Genomic DNA, 18,301 nt, shown 5'->3' with positions numbered 1-18,301 from the left:
AAACCAGCCTGGTCGGCTGGCTTTTTGGTTGGTGCATGAGGCCGGTCAGGCCACGGCGTCTGCTGGCAGGCGCTGGAGCATGGCCAGGCTGCTGGAGATGCGGTCGCGCAGCTCGCGGCGGTCGACGATCATGTCCACACCGCCCTTTTGCTGCAGGAACTCGGCGCGCTGGAAGCCTTCGGGCAGCTTGACGCGCACGGTGTTCTCGATCACGCGAGGGCCGGCAAAGCCGATGAGGGCATTGGGCTCGGCCATGACGATATCGCCCATGAACGCAAAGCCCGCAGACACGCCGCCCATGGTCGGGTCTGTCAGCACGCTGATGTAGGGCAGGCCCTTCTTGGCAAAGCGGGTGAGGGCCGCATTGGTCTTGGCCATCTGCATCAGGCTCAACAGCCCTTCCTGCATGCGGGCGCCGCCGGTGGCGGTAAAGCAGACGAAGGGCACTTTCTGTTCCATGGCGGTTTCTACGCCGCGCACAAAGCGCTCTCCAACGACCGAGCCCATGGAGCCGCCCATGAACTCGAATTCAAAGCAGGCTGCCACCAGGTTGACGCTCTTGACCGAGCCGCCCATCACCACCAGTGCATCGGTCTCGCCGGTGTTTTCCAGCGCTTCCTTCAGGCGTTCGGGGTATTTGCGGCTGTCCTTGAACTTGAGGGCATCGACCGGCAGCACTTCCTGGCCGATTTCGTATCGGCCTTCGGCATCCAGAAACTGGTTCAGGCGTGCACGGGCCGACATGCGGTGGTGATGGCCGCATTTGGGGCAGACGCTGAAGTTTTGCTCCAGATCAGTCTTGTACAGCACGGCTTCGCACGCGGGGCACTTGATCCACAGGCCTTCGGGCATCTGGCGGCGCTCGGCCGGGTCGGTGTGCTGGATCTTGGCGGGTAACAGTTTTTCTAGCCAGGACATGGTTTTTTCCTTTGCTTTCGCGCTTGGTGGGCCGCCGTATCATGTATCAGAGTACGAGCGGCCCGAGGGGCGCATTATGCGTCAAGCGCCTTGCGGACACCGCGCAAGAAGTCTGAAACGATGGGAACGACCTTCTCGTGCGGCTGGGTTTCAATCAGCTGGATGATGCGCGTACCAATCACCACCGCATCGGCGACCTTGCCGATGGCCTGGGCGGTCTGCGCATCCCGAATGCCAAAGCCCACGCCCACGGGAATGTGCACATGCTCGCGGATCTTGGGCAGCATGGCTTCGACCGCAGCGGTATCCAGCGTACCGGCACCGGTCACGCCCTTGAGCGAGACGTAGTACACATAGCCACTGGCCACGCGCGCCACCTGCTGCATGCGCTCTGGGGTTGATGTGGGAGCCAGCAGGAAGATCAGATCCATGCCATGCCGGCGCAGATCCGCGGCAAAGGCTTCGCATTCTTCGGGCGGGTAGTCTACCACCAGCACCCCATCCACCCCGGCAGCGGACGCATCGCGCACAAAGGCGCCCGCACCACGCAGTTGGTCGTAGCGTTCCACCGGGTTGGCGTAGCCCATCAGCACGACGGGTGTGACGCTGTCCTTCTTGCGGAACTCGGCCACCATGGCCAGTACCTGCACGAGGCCAATGCCCAGCGACAGCGCCTTTTCGCCTGCTTTTTGGATCACGATGCCGTCGGCCATCGGGTCGGAGAAGGGGACGCCGAGTTCAATGACATCGGCGCCTGCTTCCACCATGCCGTGCATCAGCGCGGGTGTGATGTCGGCGAAGGGGAAGCCTGCCGTGACATACGGAATCAAGGCCTTGCGGCCGGCCAGTGTCAACTGGTCAAACGTGGCTGCAATGCGGCTCATTTGGATGCTGCTCCTTTGACGGTGACGCCGCGGGCCGAAGGCTGGGTGTAGAAATCCACGCCCGACAGGTCGGCTACGGTGCCGATGTCCTTGTCGCCCCGGCCGGACAGGCTCACGAGGATGGATTGCTCGGGGCGCATGGTCTTGGCCAGCTTCATCGCGTAGGCGACGGCGTGGCTTGATTCCAGCGCAGGGATGATGCCTTCGGTGTGGCACAGGTAGTGGAAGGCGTCGAGCGCTTCCTGGTCGGTGATTCCGACGTACTGGGCACGGCCGATTTCCTGCAGCCAGGCGTGTTCGGGGCCGACGCCGGGGTAGTCGAGGCCCGCGCTGATCGAGTGGGTTTCGGTGATCTGGCCGTTTTCATCTTGCAGGATGTAGGTGCGGTTGCCATGCAGCACGCCACTGGAGCCGCGCTGCAGCGACGCCGAGTGCTTGCCGCTGTCCAGGCCTTCGCCTGCCGCCTCCACGCCGATCAGTCGCGTGTTCTCGTAGGGAATGTAGGGGTAGAAGATGCCCATGGCGTTGCTGCCGCCGCCGACGCAGGCCACGACGGCGTCGGGCTGCTTGGCCGCCATGTTCTGCTCTTTGAACAGCTGGGGCATCTGCTCCAGACATTCGTTGCCGATCACGCTCTGGAAATCGCGCACCATCATCGGGTAGGGGTGCGGGCCTGCCACGGTGCCGATGATGTAGAAGGTGTTGTCCACATTGGCCACCCAGTCGCGCATGGCTTCGTTGAGCGCGTCTTTCAGCGTCTTGCTGCCCGAATCGACCGGCACCACGGTGGCGCCCAGCAGTTTCATGCGGTAGACATTGGGGCTTTGGCGCTTGACGTCTTCGCTGCCCATGTAGACCACGCATTCGAGGCCGTAGCGCGCGCAGATGGTGGCTGTGGCCACGCCGTGCTGACCGGCGCCGGTCTCGGCGATGATGCGCGGCTTGCCCATGCGCTTGGCGAGCATGGCCTGGCCGATCACGTTGTTGATCTTGTGCGCGCCAGTGTGGTTCAGATCCTCGCGCTTGAGGTAGATTTGCGCGCCGCCCATCTCGCGCGACATGCGCGCTGCGTGGTAGACGGGCGAGGGTCGACCCACGTAGTGCGCCAACTCGTACTGGAATTCGCGCAGGAATTCCGGATCGTGCTGGTACCTGTCGTACGCCTCGCGCAGCTCGGCGAGCGCGTGGGTCAGGGTTTCACTGGCGAAAGAGCCGCCATAAGGGCCGAAGTGGCCTGCGGCATCGGGTTGCTGGTATTCAAACATGGAAAGGGTTCTGTGCAAGAAGCGCGTCTGCCGCACGCACGGCGGCGACGAACTGGTGGATCTTGTCGGCGTCTTTGATGCCCTTGGCAGGGTGGCCGTCGGGCCCGGTAGCTTCGACGCCGGAGCTCACATCAACCGCGAGCGAAATGCAGCGCGGCCTGACCTGCACAATGCCATCGGTCACGTTTGCAGGCGTGAGTCCACCAGACAAAACGAGATGAGAGGCTACGTTTGTTGGAAGCAGTGACCAATTGAATGCCTTGCCGCCACCGCCGAATCCGTCGACATGGGCGTCGAGCAGAATGGCCTTGGCGTGTGAATATTGATGTGCGTATTCTACGAGGTCAAATTCTGCCGCAGCGTCGCCAAGGGGTATGCGCGCTGCCCGCAGGAACGCACGGGTGCCGCCCGCCGTGGCAGCCAGACACTGCTGCGGCGATTCATCCCCATGAAATTGGGCAATGGCGCCAGGTACATGGGCACAAGCAGCTATCACTTTTGAGGGTTCTTCGTTCACAAACAGCAGCACCGGCGTGACAAAGGCGGGCAGACGCCGGGCCAGTTCGGCGGCGCGCTCCACGCTCACGGCGCGCGGGCTCTTGGCATACAGGACAAAGCCGATGGCGTCCGCACCGGCGGCCACGGCTGCGTCCACATCGGCCTCGCGTGTCAGGCCGCAGATCTTGATGCGTGTGCGGGCGGGGATGGGGGTTGTGTGCATCATGCTTCAGGCAAACCAGTCAAAGGAAACGGCCTGGGTGGGCAGGCCCCACTGTGCATCGTACTGGGGGCCGAGAAAATACAGTCCGTCCGGTGAAAAGGTGGGGGCGGCCATTTCACGGCTCCTGGCATCCAGCACTTCCTGCATCCATTCGGGGGGCTTCACGCCCTGGCCGATCATGATGAGGCAGCCCATGATGTTGCGGATCATGTGGTGGAGGAAGGCGCTGCCCTGGAAATCAAACCGCCAGTAGCACGATGGCACGCCATCGCGCGCGCTGCTGGGGCGCATCGGGCTGTGGGCGATGTCGATGGCATACAGCGTCTTGACGGGCGACTTGGCTTGGCAGCCCGCGGCGCGGAACGACGAAAAATCATGCTCGCCCAGCAAAAACTGCACGGCCTGCTGCATGGCGGCGATATCGAGCGGCTGAAACACCCAGCCGACGCGGCCAAACTCGACACTCGGGCGCACCGGCGATTGCAGCAGCGCATAGCCGTAGCGGCGCGAGGTGGCGCAGGCGCGGCTGTGGAAGGCCTCGGGCACGGCGCGTGCCCATTGCACGGCAATGTCTTTGGGCAGGAAGGTGTTGGTGCCGCGCACCCACGAGGCTTCTGCGCGCTCCACCGGCGCGTCGAAATGTACCACCTGCATCAGGCCATGCACGCCGGCATCGGTGCGACCGGCGCAGATGGTTGAGATGGGGGAAGCAGCGAAGCGGCCCAGGGCCGCTTCGAGATGGTCTTGGACGGTGCGGCCCGATGGCTGGCTCTGCCAGCCCTGGTACGCCTGTCCGTTATAGGTAATACCCAGTGCGATGCGCATGGCGCCGATCATAACTGGTGATGCCATGCTGGCAGCGGAGCAGGGGCCCTACCAGACTGGGCAAGGGCCGGGCGGCGGGCGAGGCATTCGAGTTGCGCTATTCTTGCCGCATGGCGCTGGCACCGATCCGGCGCGCATCTATTGCTGGAACCCTTTCCCCATGTCAGAGACTTTTCCCCCGATGGACGATGCGTTCATCACCCCCGACAAACAGGTGGCGCAGTTGCGCATTCCGCCGCATTCGATCGAGTCGGAATCGAGCGTGCTGGGCGGCCTGCTGCTCGACAACAACGCCTGGGACCGGGTGGGCGACGTGCTGGCCGAAGACAACTTCTACCGCCATGAGCACAAGCTGATCTTTACCGCCATTGCCAGCATGATCAACGCAGGCAAGCCCGCCGATGTGATCACTGTCTACGAACATCTGCAGGGCATTGGCAAGGCCGAAGAAGTAGGCGGGCTGGCCTATCTGAACCAGTTGGCACAGTACGTGCCCAGCGCCACCAATATTCGTCGTTACGGCGAAATCGTGCGGGAGCGCTCCATTCTGCGCAAGCTGGTGACGGCCAGCGACGAGATCGCCACCAACGCCTTCAATCCGCAGGGCAAGACGGTGGATCGCGTGCTAGATGAGGCCGAGCAGAAGATTTTTGCCATTGGCGAGGAAGGCTCGCGCATGAAGCAGGGCTTCCAGTCGCTGGACACCCTGGTGGTCGATCTGCTTGACCGTGTGCAGGAGATGGCGGACAACCCGGTCGATGTGACTGGCGTGCCTACAGGGTTTGTGGACCTGGACCGCATGACCAGCGGCCTGCAGGCGGGTGACCTGGTGGTGCTGGCGGCGCGCCCGTCTATGGGCAAGACCTCGTTTGCGGTGAACATTGCCGAGCATGTGGCGCTCAACGAAGGGCTGCCGGTAGCCGTGTTCTCGATGGAAATGGGCGCGGCCCAGCTGGCGGTGCGTATCGTCGGCTCGATCGGCCGCGTCAACCAGGGCAATCTGCGCACCGGCAAGCTGACCGATGAGGAATGGCCGCGCCTGTCCGAGGCGATCGAGCGCCTGCGCACCGTCAGCCTGCACATCGATGAAACCCCGGGTCTTACGCCATCGGAGCTGCGTGCCAACGCGCGGCGCCTGGCACGCCAGTGCGGCAAGCTGGGCCTGATCGTGGTCGACTACCTGCAGCTGATGAGCGGCTCGGGCGGTGCATCGTCGGACAACCGTGCCACCGAGCTGGGCGAAATCTCGCGTGGCCTGAAGATGCTGGCCAAGGAACTGCAATGCCCAGTAATTGCGCTGTCGCAGCTCAACCGCTCGGTGGAGCAGCGCACCGACAAGCGACCCATGATGTCCGACCTGCGCGAATCGGGCGCCATCGAGCAGGACGCGGACATCATCATGTTCATCTACCGCGATGATTACTACAACAAAGAGAGCAACGAGCCTAATGTTGCCGAGGTCATCATTGGCAAGCAGCGTAACGGGCCAACGGGCACAGTCAAGCTTTTCTTCCAGAAGAACCAGACCCGTTTCGAGAACCTGGCCGTCGGCGCAGACGATTATTGAGGAATCGCCCTTGCGGGACCGCAGAGCCATTCAAAACAATAGCTGGCCACGCACGGCTTTCTTGGATTTGAAGCGAAAAAGCGCCTGAAAGCCATTAATAGAATGCGCTACCTGCTTCTATTTTTGTAGTCCCTTCATCAGTGGCGGCATTGCTCAGGGCTGCGGCTTTCTTTGCTAGCGCCCGCTTTGCTGGCTTTGCGCCACCACCCAGCTCTCAAACGCCTGCAATGCCTGCGAAGGCTCGCGGTAGGTGGGGTAGCTGAACCAGTAGCTTTGCGTGCCTGGCGAGGTATGGCTGTGGGCGGGTACCACCTGACCGGCATCCAGCGCGGGTTGCACCAGCACCTCGGGCACCAGGCCTACGCCCAGGCCGGCGCTGGCCGCCATGATCACCATCGAAAACAGCTCGTAACGCGGTCCGCGCGAGGCCTGCACAGAGTAATCCCAGCCCAGTTGTGCATACCAGTCGCGCCAGGCATTGGGACGGCTCTCCAGTCCGATGTGGACGAGTTGGCGCCAATCAGCCTCTGCGCCCAGTGCGTGCTGTTCCGCGAAGGCCGGGCTGCAGACGGGGATGCAGGCGCCGTCGCGTGCAATGCGCTGGCCCTGGGTTTGGGCCCAGAGGCCGTCGCCCGAGTAGATGGCGCCGTCGAAACCGCTTTCTTCAAAGGCAAATGGCTCCGAGCGCACAGACAGGTGCACATGAATATCAGGGTGCAGCCTGGCAAAGGCGGGCAGGCGCGGCACCAGCCACTGCGTGGCAAAGCTGGAGACGACGGCCAGATGGATGGCATAGCCCTGGGCGCGGCTGTTGGCGATTTCCTGCGTATCGCGCTCCAGGCCGTTGAGATGCAGGCGCACCCGCTGGGCATATCGTTTTCCCGCATCGGTGAGCATCACGCGGCGCTTGTGCCGTACAAAAAGCGGCACGCCCAGGCGGTCCTCCAGCGCCGCCACATGGCGGCTGACGGCACTGGCGGTCAGCGCCAACTCGTTGGCAGCACGGGAAAAATTGCCGTGGCGGGCCGATGCTTCGAAGGCCATCAACAGCCCGATGTTGGGGATCGCGTTGCGCATGGGGTAGGTACTTTGTTCTGAAAACGCAATATGTCTGGCTATTTTCGCATTTTGCTGTTCCTGATTGTTCACATAGCATTTTTAGTTATTGATGGTCTGTGGCCCAGCAGGTGGCAGACCGCGAACACCAGCCAGCAACGCACCAGAGCAGTGCGGGCGGCATAACAGGAGACATCACCCATGCCATTGACCATGACCCATCGCCTCGGTTCCCTGACTGCCATTGCAGCTGCCGCCTTACTGGCTGGCCCGGTGCACGCCCAAACGGCGCAAACCGTCAAGATCGGCCATGCCGCGCCGCTGTCGGGACCCATGTCGCACTGGGGCAAGGACAATGAAAACGGCATCCGCTTGGCGATCGAGGAGTTGAATGCGCAGAAACTGGTGATTGGCGGCAAGCCTGTGCAGTTCGAGCTGAAATCCGAAGACGATCAGGGCGATCCCAAGCAAGCTGTGGTGGTGGCCAACCAGATGGTGGATGGCGGCGTGCAGGCCATGCTGGGGCATTTCAACTCGGGCGCAGCCATTCCAGCAGCGCCCATCTACAACAAAAAGAGCATTCCCAACCTCTCGCCGGCCACCAACCCCGGCTTTACCGAGTTGGGCTACAACAACGTGTTCCGCGTGCTGGCAAGCGATGCCGACGTGGGCGCTGCGCTGGCTGAGCTGGCCGTGAACAAGCTGGGCGCCAAGCGCTTTGCCATCGTGGATGACCGCACGGCCTACGGCAAGGGCTCTGCTGACGACTTTGCCAAGCGCATCAAGGCCTTGGGCGCCGAGGTGGTGGCGCAGGAGTTCACCACTGATAAGAGTGTGGATTTCTCCGCGATCCTGACCAATATCCGCGGCAAGAAGCCGGATGTGATCTTCTACGGCGGCATGGACGCGCAGGGCGGCCTGATCGCCAACCAGATGAAGCGCCTGGGCGTCAAGGCCAAGCTGATGGGCTCGGACGGTCTGTGTACCGCCGAAATCCTCAAGATCAGCCAGGGGGCGGTCAACGACGTGCTGTACTGCAGCCGCGGCGGCGAAGAGCTGGCCAAGCGCCCCAAGGGCGCAGACTTTGCCAAGCGCTACCATGACCGCTTCAAGGCCGAGGTGCTGACCTATGGCCCCTTCATGTATGACGCGATGATGGTGGTGGCCGCCGCCATGAAAAAGGCCGACTCCACCGACCCCGCCAAATACCTGGCTGCCGTGCGCGATGTGAACTACGAAGGCGTGACCAATACCTTCAACTTTGACGAAAAGGGCAATCTGAAGAACCCCGGCGTCACGGCCTATGTGTACAAGGACGGCAAGCAGACGCAGATTTCCTACAAGTGATAAAGGGCTGACTGCCCACGGTTTATAGTGAAAACCACTGCTTGCGCGCACCTACAGAGCGCAGGCAGCTTCTTTTTTGATAGTAGGCCTGCCAAGGCCAAAGCGTAAGGAACGAAGAGCGATGAGCACATCCACCACCCGTTTGAACGAGATCTGCAAGCAACTGGCGCTGGATCTGAAACCCCTCTCCGGTAACGACATCACCAGCCGTTCACCCGCTGATGGTGCCACGCTGGCCACGCTGAAGGCGCACAGCGCCGAGCAGGCGAGCGCAGCGATTCAGGCCGCGCACAACGCCTACCTGCAGTGGCGCACCGTGCCAGCGCCCGTGCGCGGCGAACTGGTACGCCGCTTTGGCCAGACCCTGCGCCAGCACAAGGCGGCGCTGGGCGCACTGGTGTCGGTGGAAGCCGGCAAGATCACGTCCGAAGGCCTGGGCGAAGTGCAGGAGATGATCGACATCTGCGACTTTGCCGTCGGCTTGTCGCGCCAACTGCACGGCCTCACGATTGCCAGCGAGCGCCCTGGCCACCGCATGATGGAAACCTGGCACCCGATGGGTGTGGTCGGCATCATCTCGGCCTTCAACTTCCCCGTGGCCGTGTGGTGCTGGAACAGCGCCCTGGCGCTGGTATGTGGCGATGCCGTGGTGTGGAAGCCTTCCGAAAAGACCCCGCTCACCGCCGTGGCCTGCCAGCACCTGCTGGAAAAGACGATTGCCGAGTTCAACCAGGAGCAGCCCGGCGCCGTGCCAGCTGGCATCAGCCAACTGCTGATTGGCGCCCGCGACGTGGGTGAAGTGCTGGTGGACAGCCCGCTGGTGCCCATTGTCAGCGCTACCGGCTCGACCCGCATGGGCCGCCAGGTGGGCGTGAAGGTGGCCGAGCGCTTTGGCCGCTCGATCCTGGAGTTGGGCGGCAACAACGCGATGATCGTGACGCCATCGGCCGATCTGGAGCTGGCCGCGCGCGCCATCACTTTCGCCGCCGTGGGCACTGCAGGCCAGCGCTGCACCACCTTGCGCCGCCTGATCGTGCACAAGAGCATTGCCGACCAACTGGTGGCGCGCCTGGAAAAAATCTACGGCAGCGTGACCGTGGGCGACCCGATGACTGACGGCACCCTGGTGGGCCCGCTGATCGACAAGGCATCGTTTGACGGCATGCAGGCAGCCCTGGCGCAGGCCAAGGCAGAAGGCGGCACTGTGATTGGTGGGCAGCGTGAACGCGAAGACCTGGGCGCAGACGCCTACTACGTGCGCCCCGCCCTCGTGAAGATGCCAGCGCAATCGAAGGTGATGGAGCACGAAACCTTCGCCCCGATCCTGTACATCGTCACCTACGACGGCAGTGCTGAAGACGCGATTGCCCTGCAGAACGCCGTGCCGCAGGGCCTGTCGTCGGCCATCTTCACCAGCGACCTGCGCGATGCGGAGCGTTTCATGTCGCCCGCAGGCAGCGACTGCGGCATTGCCAACGTCAACATCGGCACTTCGGGCGCGGAAATCGGTGGCGCTTTCGGTGGCGAGAAGGAAACCGGCGGCGGCCGTGAATCGGGCTCCGACGCATGGAAGGGCTATATGCGCCGTGCGACCAACACCATCAACTACAGCGGCGCGCTGCCGCTGGCACAAGGCGTTCGCTTTGACGTCTGACGGCACCTGCTGAGCCGCTGCGCGGCGTCCCTCGCTCTTCTCTGGGCGGGGGCGCTCATGGTGGTGGCTCGGTGGCGGGCACGCCCTGGATTGACTTTGTGATCTTTGATCTATGCAAGAACTTCCTATCGTCATCGTTGGCGGTGGTGCTATTGGTAGCGCCATCGCCTATTTTTTGACCCTGCAGCAGCCCGGCTTGCCGGTGCTGGTGGTCGAGCGCGATCCGAGCTATGCGCAGGCGTCGTCGGCGCTGTCGGCCAGCTCCATCCGCCAGCAGTTCTCCACTGCCATCAATATTGCGCTGTCGCAATTTGGTATTGGCTTCTTGCGCAACCTGAAAACAGAACTGGCTGTTGGCACGGACCAGCCCGACATCGGTCTGGTGGAAGACGGCTACCTGTATCTGGCGACCCAGGCGGGTGAAGCCGTGTTGCGCGACAACCATGGGCTGCAGCGTGCACACGACGTGGATGTGGCACTGCTGGATCCGGACGCGCTCAAGACCCGTTTTCCGTGGCTGAACGTTGACGACATCGTGCTTGGCTCGCTGGGGCTGTCGGCGGAAGGGTGGTTTGACGGCTACCTGCTGATGCAGTCGCTCAAGGCCAAGGCGGTGTCACAGGGTGTGAAGTACCTGCGGGCCGAAGCCGTGGGTGTTGCGCATTCCAGGCACGACGGCGTGGCCCATGTGGATGCCGTGCTGCTGGCAGACGGTACGCGCATTGCCTGCCGCGCCATGGTGAACGCAGCCGGTGCCTGGGCCAGGCCTGTGGCTGGCTGGCTGGATATTGATCTGCCCGTGCACGGCAAGCGCCGCACGGTCTTCAACCTGTCCAGCCCCGCCAGGTTGCCGCAGTGCCCGCTGTTGATCGACCCCTCGGGCATCTGGCTGCGGCCGGAAGGCCATGGTTTCATTGCCGGTTTCTGCCCCGAAGAGGGAGACGATGGCAACGATATTCCGCTCGATGTGGAACACGACGCCTTCGAGAATTTTGTCTGGCCGACGCTGGCCGAGCGCATTCCCGGCTTTGAGGCGCTGCGCGTGGAAAGCGCCTGGGCGGGTTACTACGAGATGAATTTGTTCGACCACAACGCCATCATTGGCCTGCACCCCAGCTGCGACAACGCCTATTTTGCCAATGGCTTTTCGGGCCATGGCCTGCAGCAGAGCCCTGCGGCTGGCCGTGCGATTGCCGAGCTGGTGCTGACCGGGCGCTACCAGACCCTGGATGTGAGCCCGCTGGGCTGGGAGCGCCTGTTGCGCAATGAACCGTTGCTTGAGAAATGCATCATCTGAACCAGACAACCCGGCGCCGCCGGGTGACGTAGATCAAGAGGGCTGAGCACCATGCGGAGTATGGTGTCCGGCCCTTTTTCATTGGGCCGCCCCAAGATGAAAAGCGCCCCTCTTGGAGGGGCAGCGGCCACACGAAGTGAGCAAGCGTGGGGAGCAAATTTTCATCGCCGGGCCGCCCCAAGATGAAAAGCGCCCCTCTCGGAGGGGCAGCGGCCACACGAAGTGGGCAAGCGTGGGGAGCAAATTTTTTTCGATTTCAACAAGGAGACAAAAATATGACGCAGGCAAACATCCAGCGCACCGGCGGCCAGCTGGTAGTGGATCAATTGGTGATCCATGGCACCCAGCAGATATTCACCGTGCCGGGCGAGAGCTTTCTGGCCGTGCTGGACGCTCTGTACGATGCGCCCATCGAAACCACCATCTGCCGCCAGGAGGGCGGCGCCGCGATGATGGCCGAGGCGCAGGGCAAGCTCACCGGCCGCCCCGGCATCTGCATGGTGACGCGCGGCCCGGGCGCCACCAATGCTTCGGCGGGCCTGCATGTGGCAATGCAGGATTCGACGCCGATGATTCTGTTTGTCGGCCAGATCGAGCGCAGCGCGCGCGACCGCGAGGCCTTTCAGGAGCTTAATTACCGTGCCGTCTTCGGCCCCATGGTGAAGTGGGCGACCGAGATCGATGACGCGGCGCGCGTGCCCGAAATCATTGCCCGAGCATTTGCCATAGCCACCAGCGGCCGCCCCGGCCCGGTGGTGATTGCTCTGCCTGAGGATATGCTGCGCGATACGGTGGCGGTGCCCGACGCGCGGCCTTATCAGCCCGCACCCGCCAACGCCGCGGATGCCGATGTACAGGCCGTGGTCGCCAAACTGGCTGCTGCCCGCAACCCCATCATCATTGCAGGCGGCTCGCGCTGGAATGCGCAGGCCCACCAGGACATCGCAGCCTTTGCCGCCGCCCATGCCGTGCCGGTGGCGTGTTCGTTCCGCAGGCAGATGGTGTTTCCGGCCAACCATCCCAATTACGCGGGCGATGTGGGTCTGGGCGTCAACCCCAGGCTGATCGAGCGCGTCAAGCGCGCCGATCTGGTGGTGCTGTTGGGCGGGCGCATGTCCGAGGTGCCGTCGCAGGGTTACAGCCTGCTGGGTATTCCGGCATCGCAGGGCCAGCAGTTGATCCACATCCACCCTGATCCTGACGAGCTGGGCCGTGTGTACCAGGCCGATCTGGCCATCGTGGCAGCACCAGACAGTTTTTGCGCAGCGCTCGCCAGACAACCTGCAGTGCACGCCAGCGAGGCCCGCCGAGAGCTGGTAACGCAGGCCCATACGGATTACCTGGCCTGGAGCAATCCGGCGCCCATACAGGTGCCAGGCAGTTTGCAGATGGGCCAGTTGATGGCGCATGTGCGCGAAGTGCTGCCCCCCGATACCGTGTGGTGCAACGGCGCTGGCAACTTTGCCACCTGGGTGCACCGGTTCTGGCCCTTTACCAGCTATGGCAGCCAGCTCGCGCCTACCAGCGGCAGCATGGGCTACGGCTTTCCGGCTGCGGTGGGCGCCAAGCGGCTGTGGGCCGATCGCAGCGTGGTGTGCATTGCGGGCGACGGTGATTTTCTGATGCACGGCCAGGAGTTTGCGACGGCCGTGCAGTACCACTTGCCCATTGTGGTGCTGCTGATCGACAACGGCATGTACGGTACGATCCGTATGCACCAGGAGCGTGACTACCCCAACCGCGTGAGCGCCACCGAGTTGCGCAACCCCGATTTTGTGGCCTATGCCAAGGCTTTTGGCGGCAATGGCTTGCGCGTGGACAGTACAGAGGAGTTTGCTCCCGCTCTGGCCATCATGCGAACCTGGGCGGCCGAGCACCAATTGCCGGTGATCGTGCATTGCAAGCTGGACCCGCAAGCCATTACGCCTTCGCGCAGCCTGGACCAGATTCGCGGTACCGGCGCCTGACGATTCTCTGCCATTCGGCCAAATAAAAAGCACCTGCAGGGCAGGTGCTTTTTTTGATGGTCTTGGCTACTGGCGCTTTGCAGTAAAGTGCTTGTTGCTACTAATATGGTAGCTGTAAATTACAGCACATCGCTGGCAAAATCGGCCAGGCGCGAGCGTTCGCCACGCGCCAGGGTGATATGGCCGCTGTGCGGCCAGCCCTTGAAGCGGTCAACCACATAGGTCAGGCCCGATGAGCCCTCGGTCAGGTACGGCGTGTCGATCTGGGCCAGGTTGCCCATGCAGATGATCTTGGTGCCCGGGCCGGCGCGGGTGATCAAGGTTTTCATCTGCTTGGGCGTCAGGTTCTGTGCCTCATCGATGATGACGTACTTGTTGAGGAAGGTGCGGCCGCGCATGAAGTTCATGCTCTTGATCTTGATGCGGCTGCGGATCAGGTCGTTGGTGGCAGAGCGGCCCCATTCACCAGGATTGCCGCCATCGCCCTTGGCCAGAAACTCCAGGTTGTCGTCCAGTGCGCCCATCCAGGGGCCCATCTTCTCTTCCTCGGTACCAGGCAGAAAACCGATGTCCTCGCCCACGCTCACCGTGGCACGGGTCATGATGATCTCGCTATAGCGGCGCTCGTCCAGCACCTGCGTCAAACCGGCCGCAAGCGCCATCAAGGTCTTGCCGGTTCCGGCCGTGCCAGCCAGGGTGACGAAGTCCACGTCCGGATCCATCAGCAGGTTCATTGCGAAGTTCTGCTCGCGGTTGCGGGTGGTTACGCCCCAGACGTTGTTCTTCTGGTGGCCGTAGTCCTTCAGGGTCTCCAGCACGGCAGTCTTGTCGCGGATCTCAATCACACGGGCAAACAGGCTGTTCTCACCCGGCGCTTCGTAGTACACGAACTGGTTGATGTGCAACTGCTGCGTGATGGCGCCGCTGATGCGGTAGCAGGTGGAGGCGCCAGACTGCCAGCTTTCCACCTTCTTGCCCACCTTGGCCCAGAAATCCAGCGGGAGCTGCAACATGCCGGTGTAGAGCATGTCGCCGTCTTCCAGCGTCTTGTCGTTCTGGTAATCCTCGGCTTCGAGGCCCAGCGCACGGGCTTTGACGCGCATGTTGATGTCCTTGGACACCAATACGACGGGGCGTTCCGGGTGGCGCTGGCGCAGGGCTTCGACGACACCCAGGATCTGGTTGTCGGCCTTGCCTTGCGGCAGGCTCTCAGGCAGATGGTAGTGGAGCGGCTCGGTCTGGAAGAACAGGCGCCCGGTCGCGCCTTTCTGGCCGGTGGCGTCGAGGTGAATGCCCTGGGCCAGTTGCGATTCCTGCGTGGCGACCAGTGCATCGAGCGTGCGGCTTGCCTGGCGGCCGTTGCGGGCCACTTCGGTCATGCCCTTCTTGTGCGCGTCGAGCTCTTCCAGCACGATCATCGGCAGGTAGATGTCGTTTTCCTCGAAGCGGAACAGGCTGCTCGGGTCGTGCAGCAGCACGTTGGTATCCAGCACAAACAGCTTGGCGACGCCGCTGCCGGTCTTGCGCACCTTGGCAGGCTTGCTGGCAGGCATGGCGCTGTCGGCCGCTGTGTATTTGGCCGGTGCCGTCGGCGTATTGGCGGTAGTGGCCTTGGCGGGCTTGGCCGCTGTTTTTTGCGTACGGGCAGGCTTGGCGCTGGCCGGGGCCATGCGCTGCAATGCTTGCGCGCTTGCGGCGATCTGGGTGGGCTCCAACTCCAAAGCGAGCTCAGAGACATCGCCGATCACGGGGCCGGTGGATTTGCGCGTTTTGGCAGGGGCCTTGGCGGCCAGGTCACCGGAAGAGAGCCGGCTGGCGCGTCCGGTAGGTGCGGGAGGCAGAGGCATGAAGCAAAAGGCCTTTATCAATTACTCGCCAAAGGGGCGATATCCACATCGGAATGCAGGCCTGCCAAAGCAAAAAAGGCCATCTCGCAAGCAAGACAGCCTTTTTTGAAGATCGATAGGGCAGCAACGCATTCCGGGCTCAAACATATGAGTCCATTATGCACATTCTGCCGGACAGAAAAATGTCAAATTTCTGTCATCGTGCAGACGACAACGGCGCATCCCTGCATGACAGGCGATGCGCCGCAAAGGCACGATGAATCTCGTGCGGGACTGGCTTATGCAGCCTTTTTCTGCGCGGCCTTCATCGACTTGACCGCCTTGAGCACTTCTTCCACGTGCCCCGGCACCTTCAGGCCGCGCCATTCCTGCATCAGCACGCCATCGGGGCCGACCAGGAAGGTCGAGCGCTCAATGCCCTTGACCTTTTTGCCATACATGATCTTGTTCTTGACCACGCCGAACATGTGGCAGAGCTTCTCCTCAGTGTCGGCGATCAGCTCAAACGGCAGCTCAAGCTTGCCTTTGAAGTCATCGTGCGATTTCATGTTGTCGCGCGATACGCCGAACACCGCCGCACCCGCCTTCACGAAGTCCGCGTATTTGTCGCGGAACTGCATGGCTTCGGTGGTGCAGCCGGGAGTGTTATCCTTTGGGTAGAAGTACAGCACCAGAATTTGCCCCTGATGCGATGCATTGGAAACCTTCAGGCCTCCCGTAGCTTGTGCTTCAAATTCTGGCAGGGGTTTGTTGACAACAACAGCCATAGCGCTCTATTTTCTCCGGAGTAATCGCAAAAAGGCCGCAGGAATCAAAGTGCTCATATAGTTGTTATTCAGGCCCACGACCGCAAGCTGCTATTTTACCCCGAATCCAAATATTTATCGAGCCCCCTCGATAATCATAGACTATCGATTGTGGCTATCCGGCAGGCCATTCCACCACGGCGGCCAGCAACACCTTGCGGCCTTCCCCTGCCAATACGTTGTAAGTACGGCATGCCGCGGGGGTATCCATGGCCTCGAAGCCGATCCGTTGGGCAATCAGGGGTGCCAACCACGCAGGTGGAGGAAAACGTAAGCAATTGCCACTGCCGAAAATGATGGTCTCGACATCAAAGTCTGCCAGCTGCGCAAAATGGGCGGGCCCCAAGTCGGCAAAGCTGTTGCAGTTCCAGGGCTGGAGGGTGCCATTGGAGCAGACCACCAGGCTGTGCTCGTAGCGCTGCTTGTCCACGGCGATCCAGTCGCGGTCGTAGCCGGTGACGGTTAACGTGTTGGATTTGTCTGGTTGGAATTTCATGGGGGGCGGGCTTTCGGCAGAGGCGGCGTTCGTACTCTGGCAGGGCAGTACGATCCATTGGGTACCACTACACTGTGGTATTGGTGAAGAACTGTGGTCAAATTATAGGTTTCACCTCGCCGGTTCTGTGGTTATCGGGTGCAGGCACTCTCTGCCGACCTGCTGCTGCCGGGCTGCAATCCCTCGTTTTCAAAGGTAGTGCTCTCTGTCATGAAGACCATTCACAAATCCGCCAAGCTGGCCAATGTTTGTTACGACATCCGAGGGCCCATCATGGACGCGGCCAAGCGGATGGAAGACGAAGGCCAGAAGATCATCAAGCTCAACATCGGCAACTTGGCCGTGTTCGGCTTTGATGCGCCTGAGGAAGTGCAGCAGGACATGATCCGCAATCTGCCCAACTCGGCGGGCTACTCTGACAGCAAGGGTATTTTTGCGGCACGCAAGGCGGTGATGCATGAAACCCAGCGCCTGGGCATCAAGGGGGTGACGCTGGACGATATCTATCTGGGCAACGGTGCGTCGGAGCTGATCAGCCTGGCGACCAATGCCTTGCTGGACACCGGCGATGAAATGCTGCTGCCTGCGCCTGATTACCCGCTGTGGACGGCGGCCAGCAGCCTCTCAGGCGGCACGCCTGTGCACTACATGTGCGACGAAGACAATGGTTGGATGCCCAATCTGGCGGACATTCGCGCCAAGATCACGCCGCGCACCAAGGGCATTGTGGTCATCAACCCCAACAATCCCACCGGCGCGCTCTACAGCAAGGAGCTGCTGCTGCAGATCATCGACATCGCCCGCGAGCACGGCCTTGTGGTGTTTGCCGACGAGGTGTATGACAAGGTGCTGTACGACGATGCCGTGCACACGCCGATCGCAAGCCTGTCGCAGGATGTGCTGACGATCACCTTCAATTCGCTGTCCAAGGCTTACCGCAGCTGCGGCTACCGTGCTGGCTGGATGGTGATCTCGGGCGACAAATCGGGCGCTTCCGATTACATCGAAGGCCTGAACATGCTCTCCAACATGCGCCTGTGCGCCAATGTTCCAGGCCAGTGGGCGGTGCAGACGGCACTCGGTGGCCACCAGAGCATCGACGAGCTGGTGCAGGAGGGCGGACGCCTGCGCAAGCAGCGTGACATGGCCTGGGAGATGATCAATGCCATTCCCGGTGTCAGCTGTGTCAAGCCCCAGGGCGCGCTTTACATGTTTCCACGCCTCGACCCGAAGGTGTACCCGATCCAGGACGACCAGGAATTCTTCCTGCAGGTACTGAAGGAAACGCGGGTGATGCTGGTGCAGGGCACGGGCTTCAACTGGCCCCAGCCGGACCACTTCCGCATCGTCTTCCTGCCGCATGAGCCGGATCTGAAGGAAGCGATCAACCGCCTGGCTGGCTTTTTGGCCAAGTACCGCCAGCGCTATGGCACCGACAAGCTGGCTGTGGTGCCAGCAGCCGAAGCACCTGCCAAACTGGCCAAGGCCAGCAAAGTTGCCTGAGCCATGTGCAGCGAGGCAAGCCGACATGAACGAGGCGCCGTCCCGCACGGGGCCGCCTTGTGCAGACTGCGCTGGCACCCGTCATATTCAATTTGATAGCCGTCGGCGCTTGTCAGACAAGCGTCGGAGTGTTTTTTTATTGCGAACT

Annotated in this window: 15 protein-coding genes; 6 read left to right on the top strand and 9 right to left on the bottom strand. The window is 62.1% G+C overall.

Going from position 1 to position 18,301, the window contains the following annotated elements; all coding sequences use genetic code 11:
* Positions 1-45 precede the first annotated feature (45 nt).
* The 5 genes from accD to truA form a co-directional block, all read right to left on the bottom strand.
* Positions 46-918 (bottom strand): acetyl-CoA carboxylase, carboxyltransferase subunit beta, encoded by an 873-nt coding sequence (gene accD / locus HNP33_RS06565; RefSeq protein ID WP_184706751.1) that lies wholly within the window; start codon positions 916-918, stop codon positions 46-48.
* Positions 919-992: 74 nt separating this feature from the next.
* On the bottom strand, positions 993-1,802 hold the full coding sequence (gene trpA, locus HNP33_RS06560; RefSeq protein WP_184706753.1) for a tryptophan synthase subunit alpha: 810 nt from the start codon (positions 1,800-1,802) through the stop codon (positions 993-995).
* Complete coding sequence (gene trpB, locus HNP33_RS06555) at positions 1,799-3,067, bottom strand: tryptophan synthase subunit beta (RefSeq protein ID WP_184706754.1); 1,269 nt, start codon at positions 3,065-3,067, stop codon at positions 1,799-1,801. Before trpB ends, trpA begins: the two co-directional genes overlap by 4 nt.
* Complete coding sequence (locus tag HNP33_RS06550) at positions 3,060-3,791, bottom strand: phosphoribosylanthranilate isomerase (protein WP_184706756.1); 732 nt, start codon at positions 3,789-3,791, stop codon at positions 3,060-3,062. Before HNP33_RS06550 ends, trpB begins: the two co-directional genes overlap by 8 nt.
* 3 nt (positions 3,792-3,794) lie before the next feature.
* Positions 3,795-4,613, bottom strand: coding sequence for a tRNA pseudouridine(38-40) synthase TruA (gene truA / locus HNP33_RS06545; RefSeq protein WP_184706839.1), 819 nt, complete (start codon positions 4,611-4,613; stop codon positions 3,795-3,797).
* A gap of 160 nt (positions 4,614-4,773) precedes the next feature.
* On the opposite strand from truA, the gene dnaB reads away from it, so the two are divergent.
* Complete coding sequence (gene dnaB, locus HNP33_RS06540) at positions 4,774-6,180, top strand: replicative DNA helicase (protein ID WP_184706758.1); 1,407 nt, start codon at positions 4,774-4,776, stop codon at positions 6,178-6,180.
* 174 nt (positions 6,181-6,354) lie between these two features.
* Here the strand turns inward: dnaB and HNP33_RS06535 are convergent, their stop codons facing one another.
* Complete coding sequence (locus HNP33_RS06535; protein ID WP_184706760.1) at positions 6,355-7,257, bottom strand: LysR substrate-binding domain-containing protein; 903 nt, start codon at positions 7,255-7,257, stop codon at positions 6,355-6,357.
* Between the two features lie 192 nt (positions 7,258-7,449).
* On the opposite strand from HNP33_RS06535, the gene HNP33_RS06530 reads away from it, so the two are divergent.
* The 4 genes from HNP33_RS06530 (at position 7,450) to HNP33_RS06515 (ending at position 13,501) form a co-directional block, all read left to right on the top strand.
* Entirely contained in the window at positions 7,450-8,583 is a 1,134-nt protein-coding gene (locus HNP33_RS06530; protein WP_184706762.1) for a branched-chain amino acid ABC transporter substrate-binding protein, read from the top strand.
* Positions 8,584-8,704: 121 nt separating this feature from the next.
* Entirely contained in the window at positions 8,705-10,237 is a 1,533-nt protein-coding gene (locus HNP33_RS06525) for an aldehyde dehydrogenase family protein (protein WP_184706764.1), read from the top strand.
* A gap of 112 nt (positions 10,238-10,349) precedes the next feature.
* A complete protein-coding gene (locus tag HNP33_RS06520; RefSeq protein WP_184706766.1) occupies positions 10,350-11,534 on the top strand; it encodes an NAD(P)/FAD-dependent oxidoreductase in 1,185 nt (394 codons plus the stop codon).
* 275 nt (positions 11,535-11,809) lie between these two features.
* Positions 11,810-13,501, top strand: coding sequence for a thiamine pyrophosphate-binding protein (locus HNP33_RS06515; protein WP_184706767.1), 1,692 nt, complete (start codon positions 11,810-11,812; stop codon positions 13,499-13,501).
* A gap of 119 nt (positions 13,502-13,620) precedes the next feature.
* Here the strand turns inward: HNP33_RS06515 and HNP33_RS06510 are convergent, their stop codons facing one another.
* The 3 genes from HNP33_RS06510 to HNP33_RS06500 all read right to left on the bottom strand — a co-directional run bounded on the left by HNP33_RS06510 (position 13,621) and on the right by HNP33_RS06500 (position 16,650).
* The gene (locus tag HNP33_RS06510; RefSeq protein WP_184706769.1) at positions 13,621-15,348 is read right to left on the bottom strand and encodes a PhoH family protein; all 1,728 of its coding nucleotides are present in this window, start codon (positions 15,346-15,348) and stop codon (positions 13,621-13,623) included.
* A gap of 278 nt (positions 15,349-15,626) precedes the next feature.
* Positions 15,627-16,115, bottom strand: a complete 489-nt coding sequence (locus HNP33_RS06505; RefSeq protein ID WP_184706772.1) for a peroxiredoxin — start codon at positions 16,113-16,115, stop codon at positions 15,627-15,629.
* A 154-nt stretch (positions 16,116-16,269) separates the two neighbouring features.
* The gene (locus HNP33_RS06500) at positions 16,270-16,650 is read right to left on the bottom strand and encodes an Mth938-like domain-containing protein (RefSeq protein WP_184706774.1); all 381 of its coding nucleotides are present in this window, start codon (positions 16,648-16,650) and stop codon (positions 16,270-16,272) included.
* A 210-nt stretch (positions 16,651-16,860) separates the two neighbouring features.
* Here HNP33_RS06500 and HNP33_RS06495 point away from each other — a divergent pair, with 210 nt between their 5' ends.
* A complete protein-coding gene (locus tag HNP33_RS06495) occupies positions 16,861-18,153 on the top strand; it encodes a pyridoxal phosphate-dependent aminotransferase (protein WP_184706776.1) in 1,293 nt (430 codons plus the stop codon).
* Positions 18,154-18,301 lie beyond the last annotated feature (148 nt).

Origin of the sequence: Comamonas odontotermitis (genome assembly GCF_014207855.1) — a bacterium.
Taxonomy (GTDB): domain Bacteria; phylum Pseudomonadota; class Gammaproteobacteria; order Burkholderiales; family Burkholderiaceae_C; genus Comamonas; species Comamonas odontotermitis_A.
Note: the sequence above shows the minus strand (reverse complement) of the source record. Positions and strands in the feature narration are given on the sequence as shown.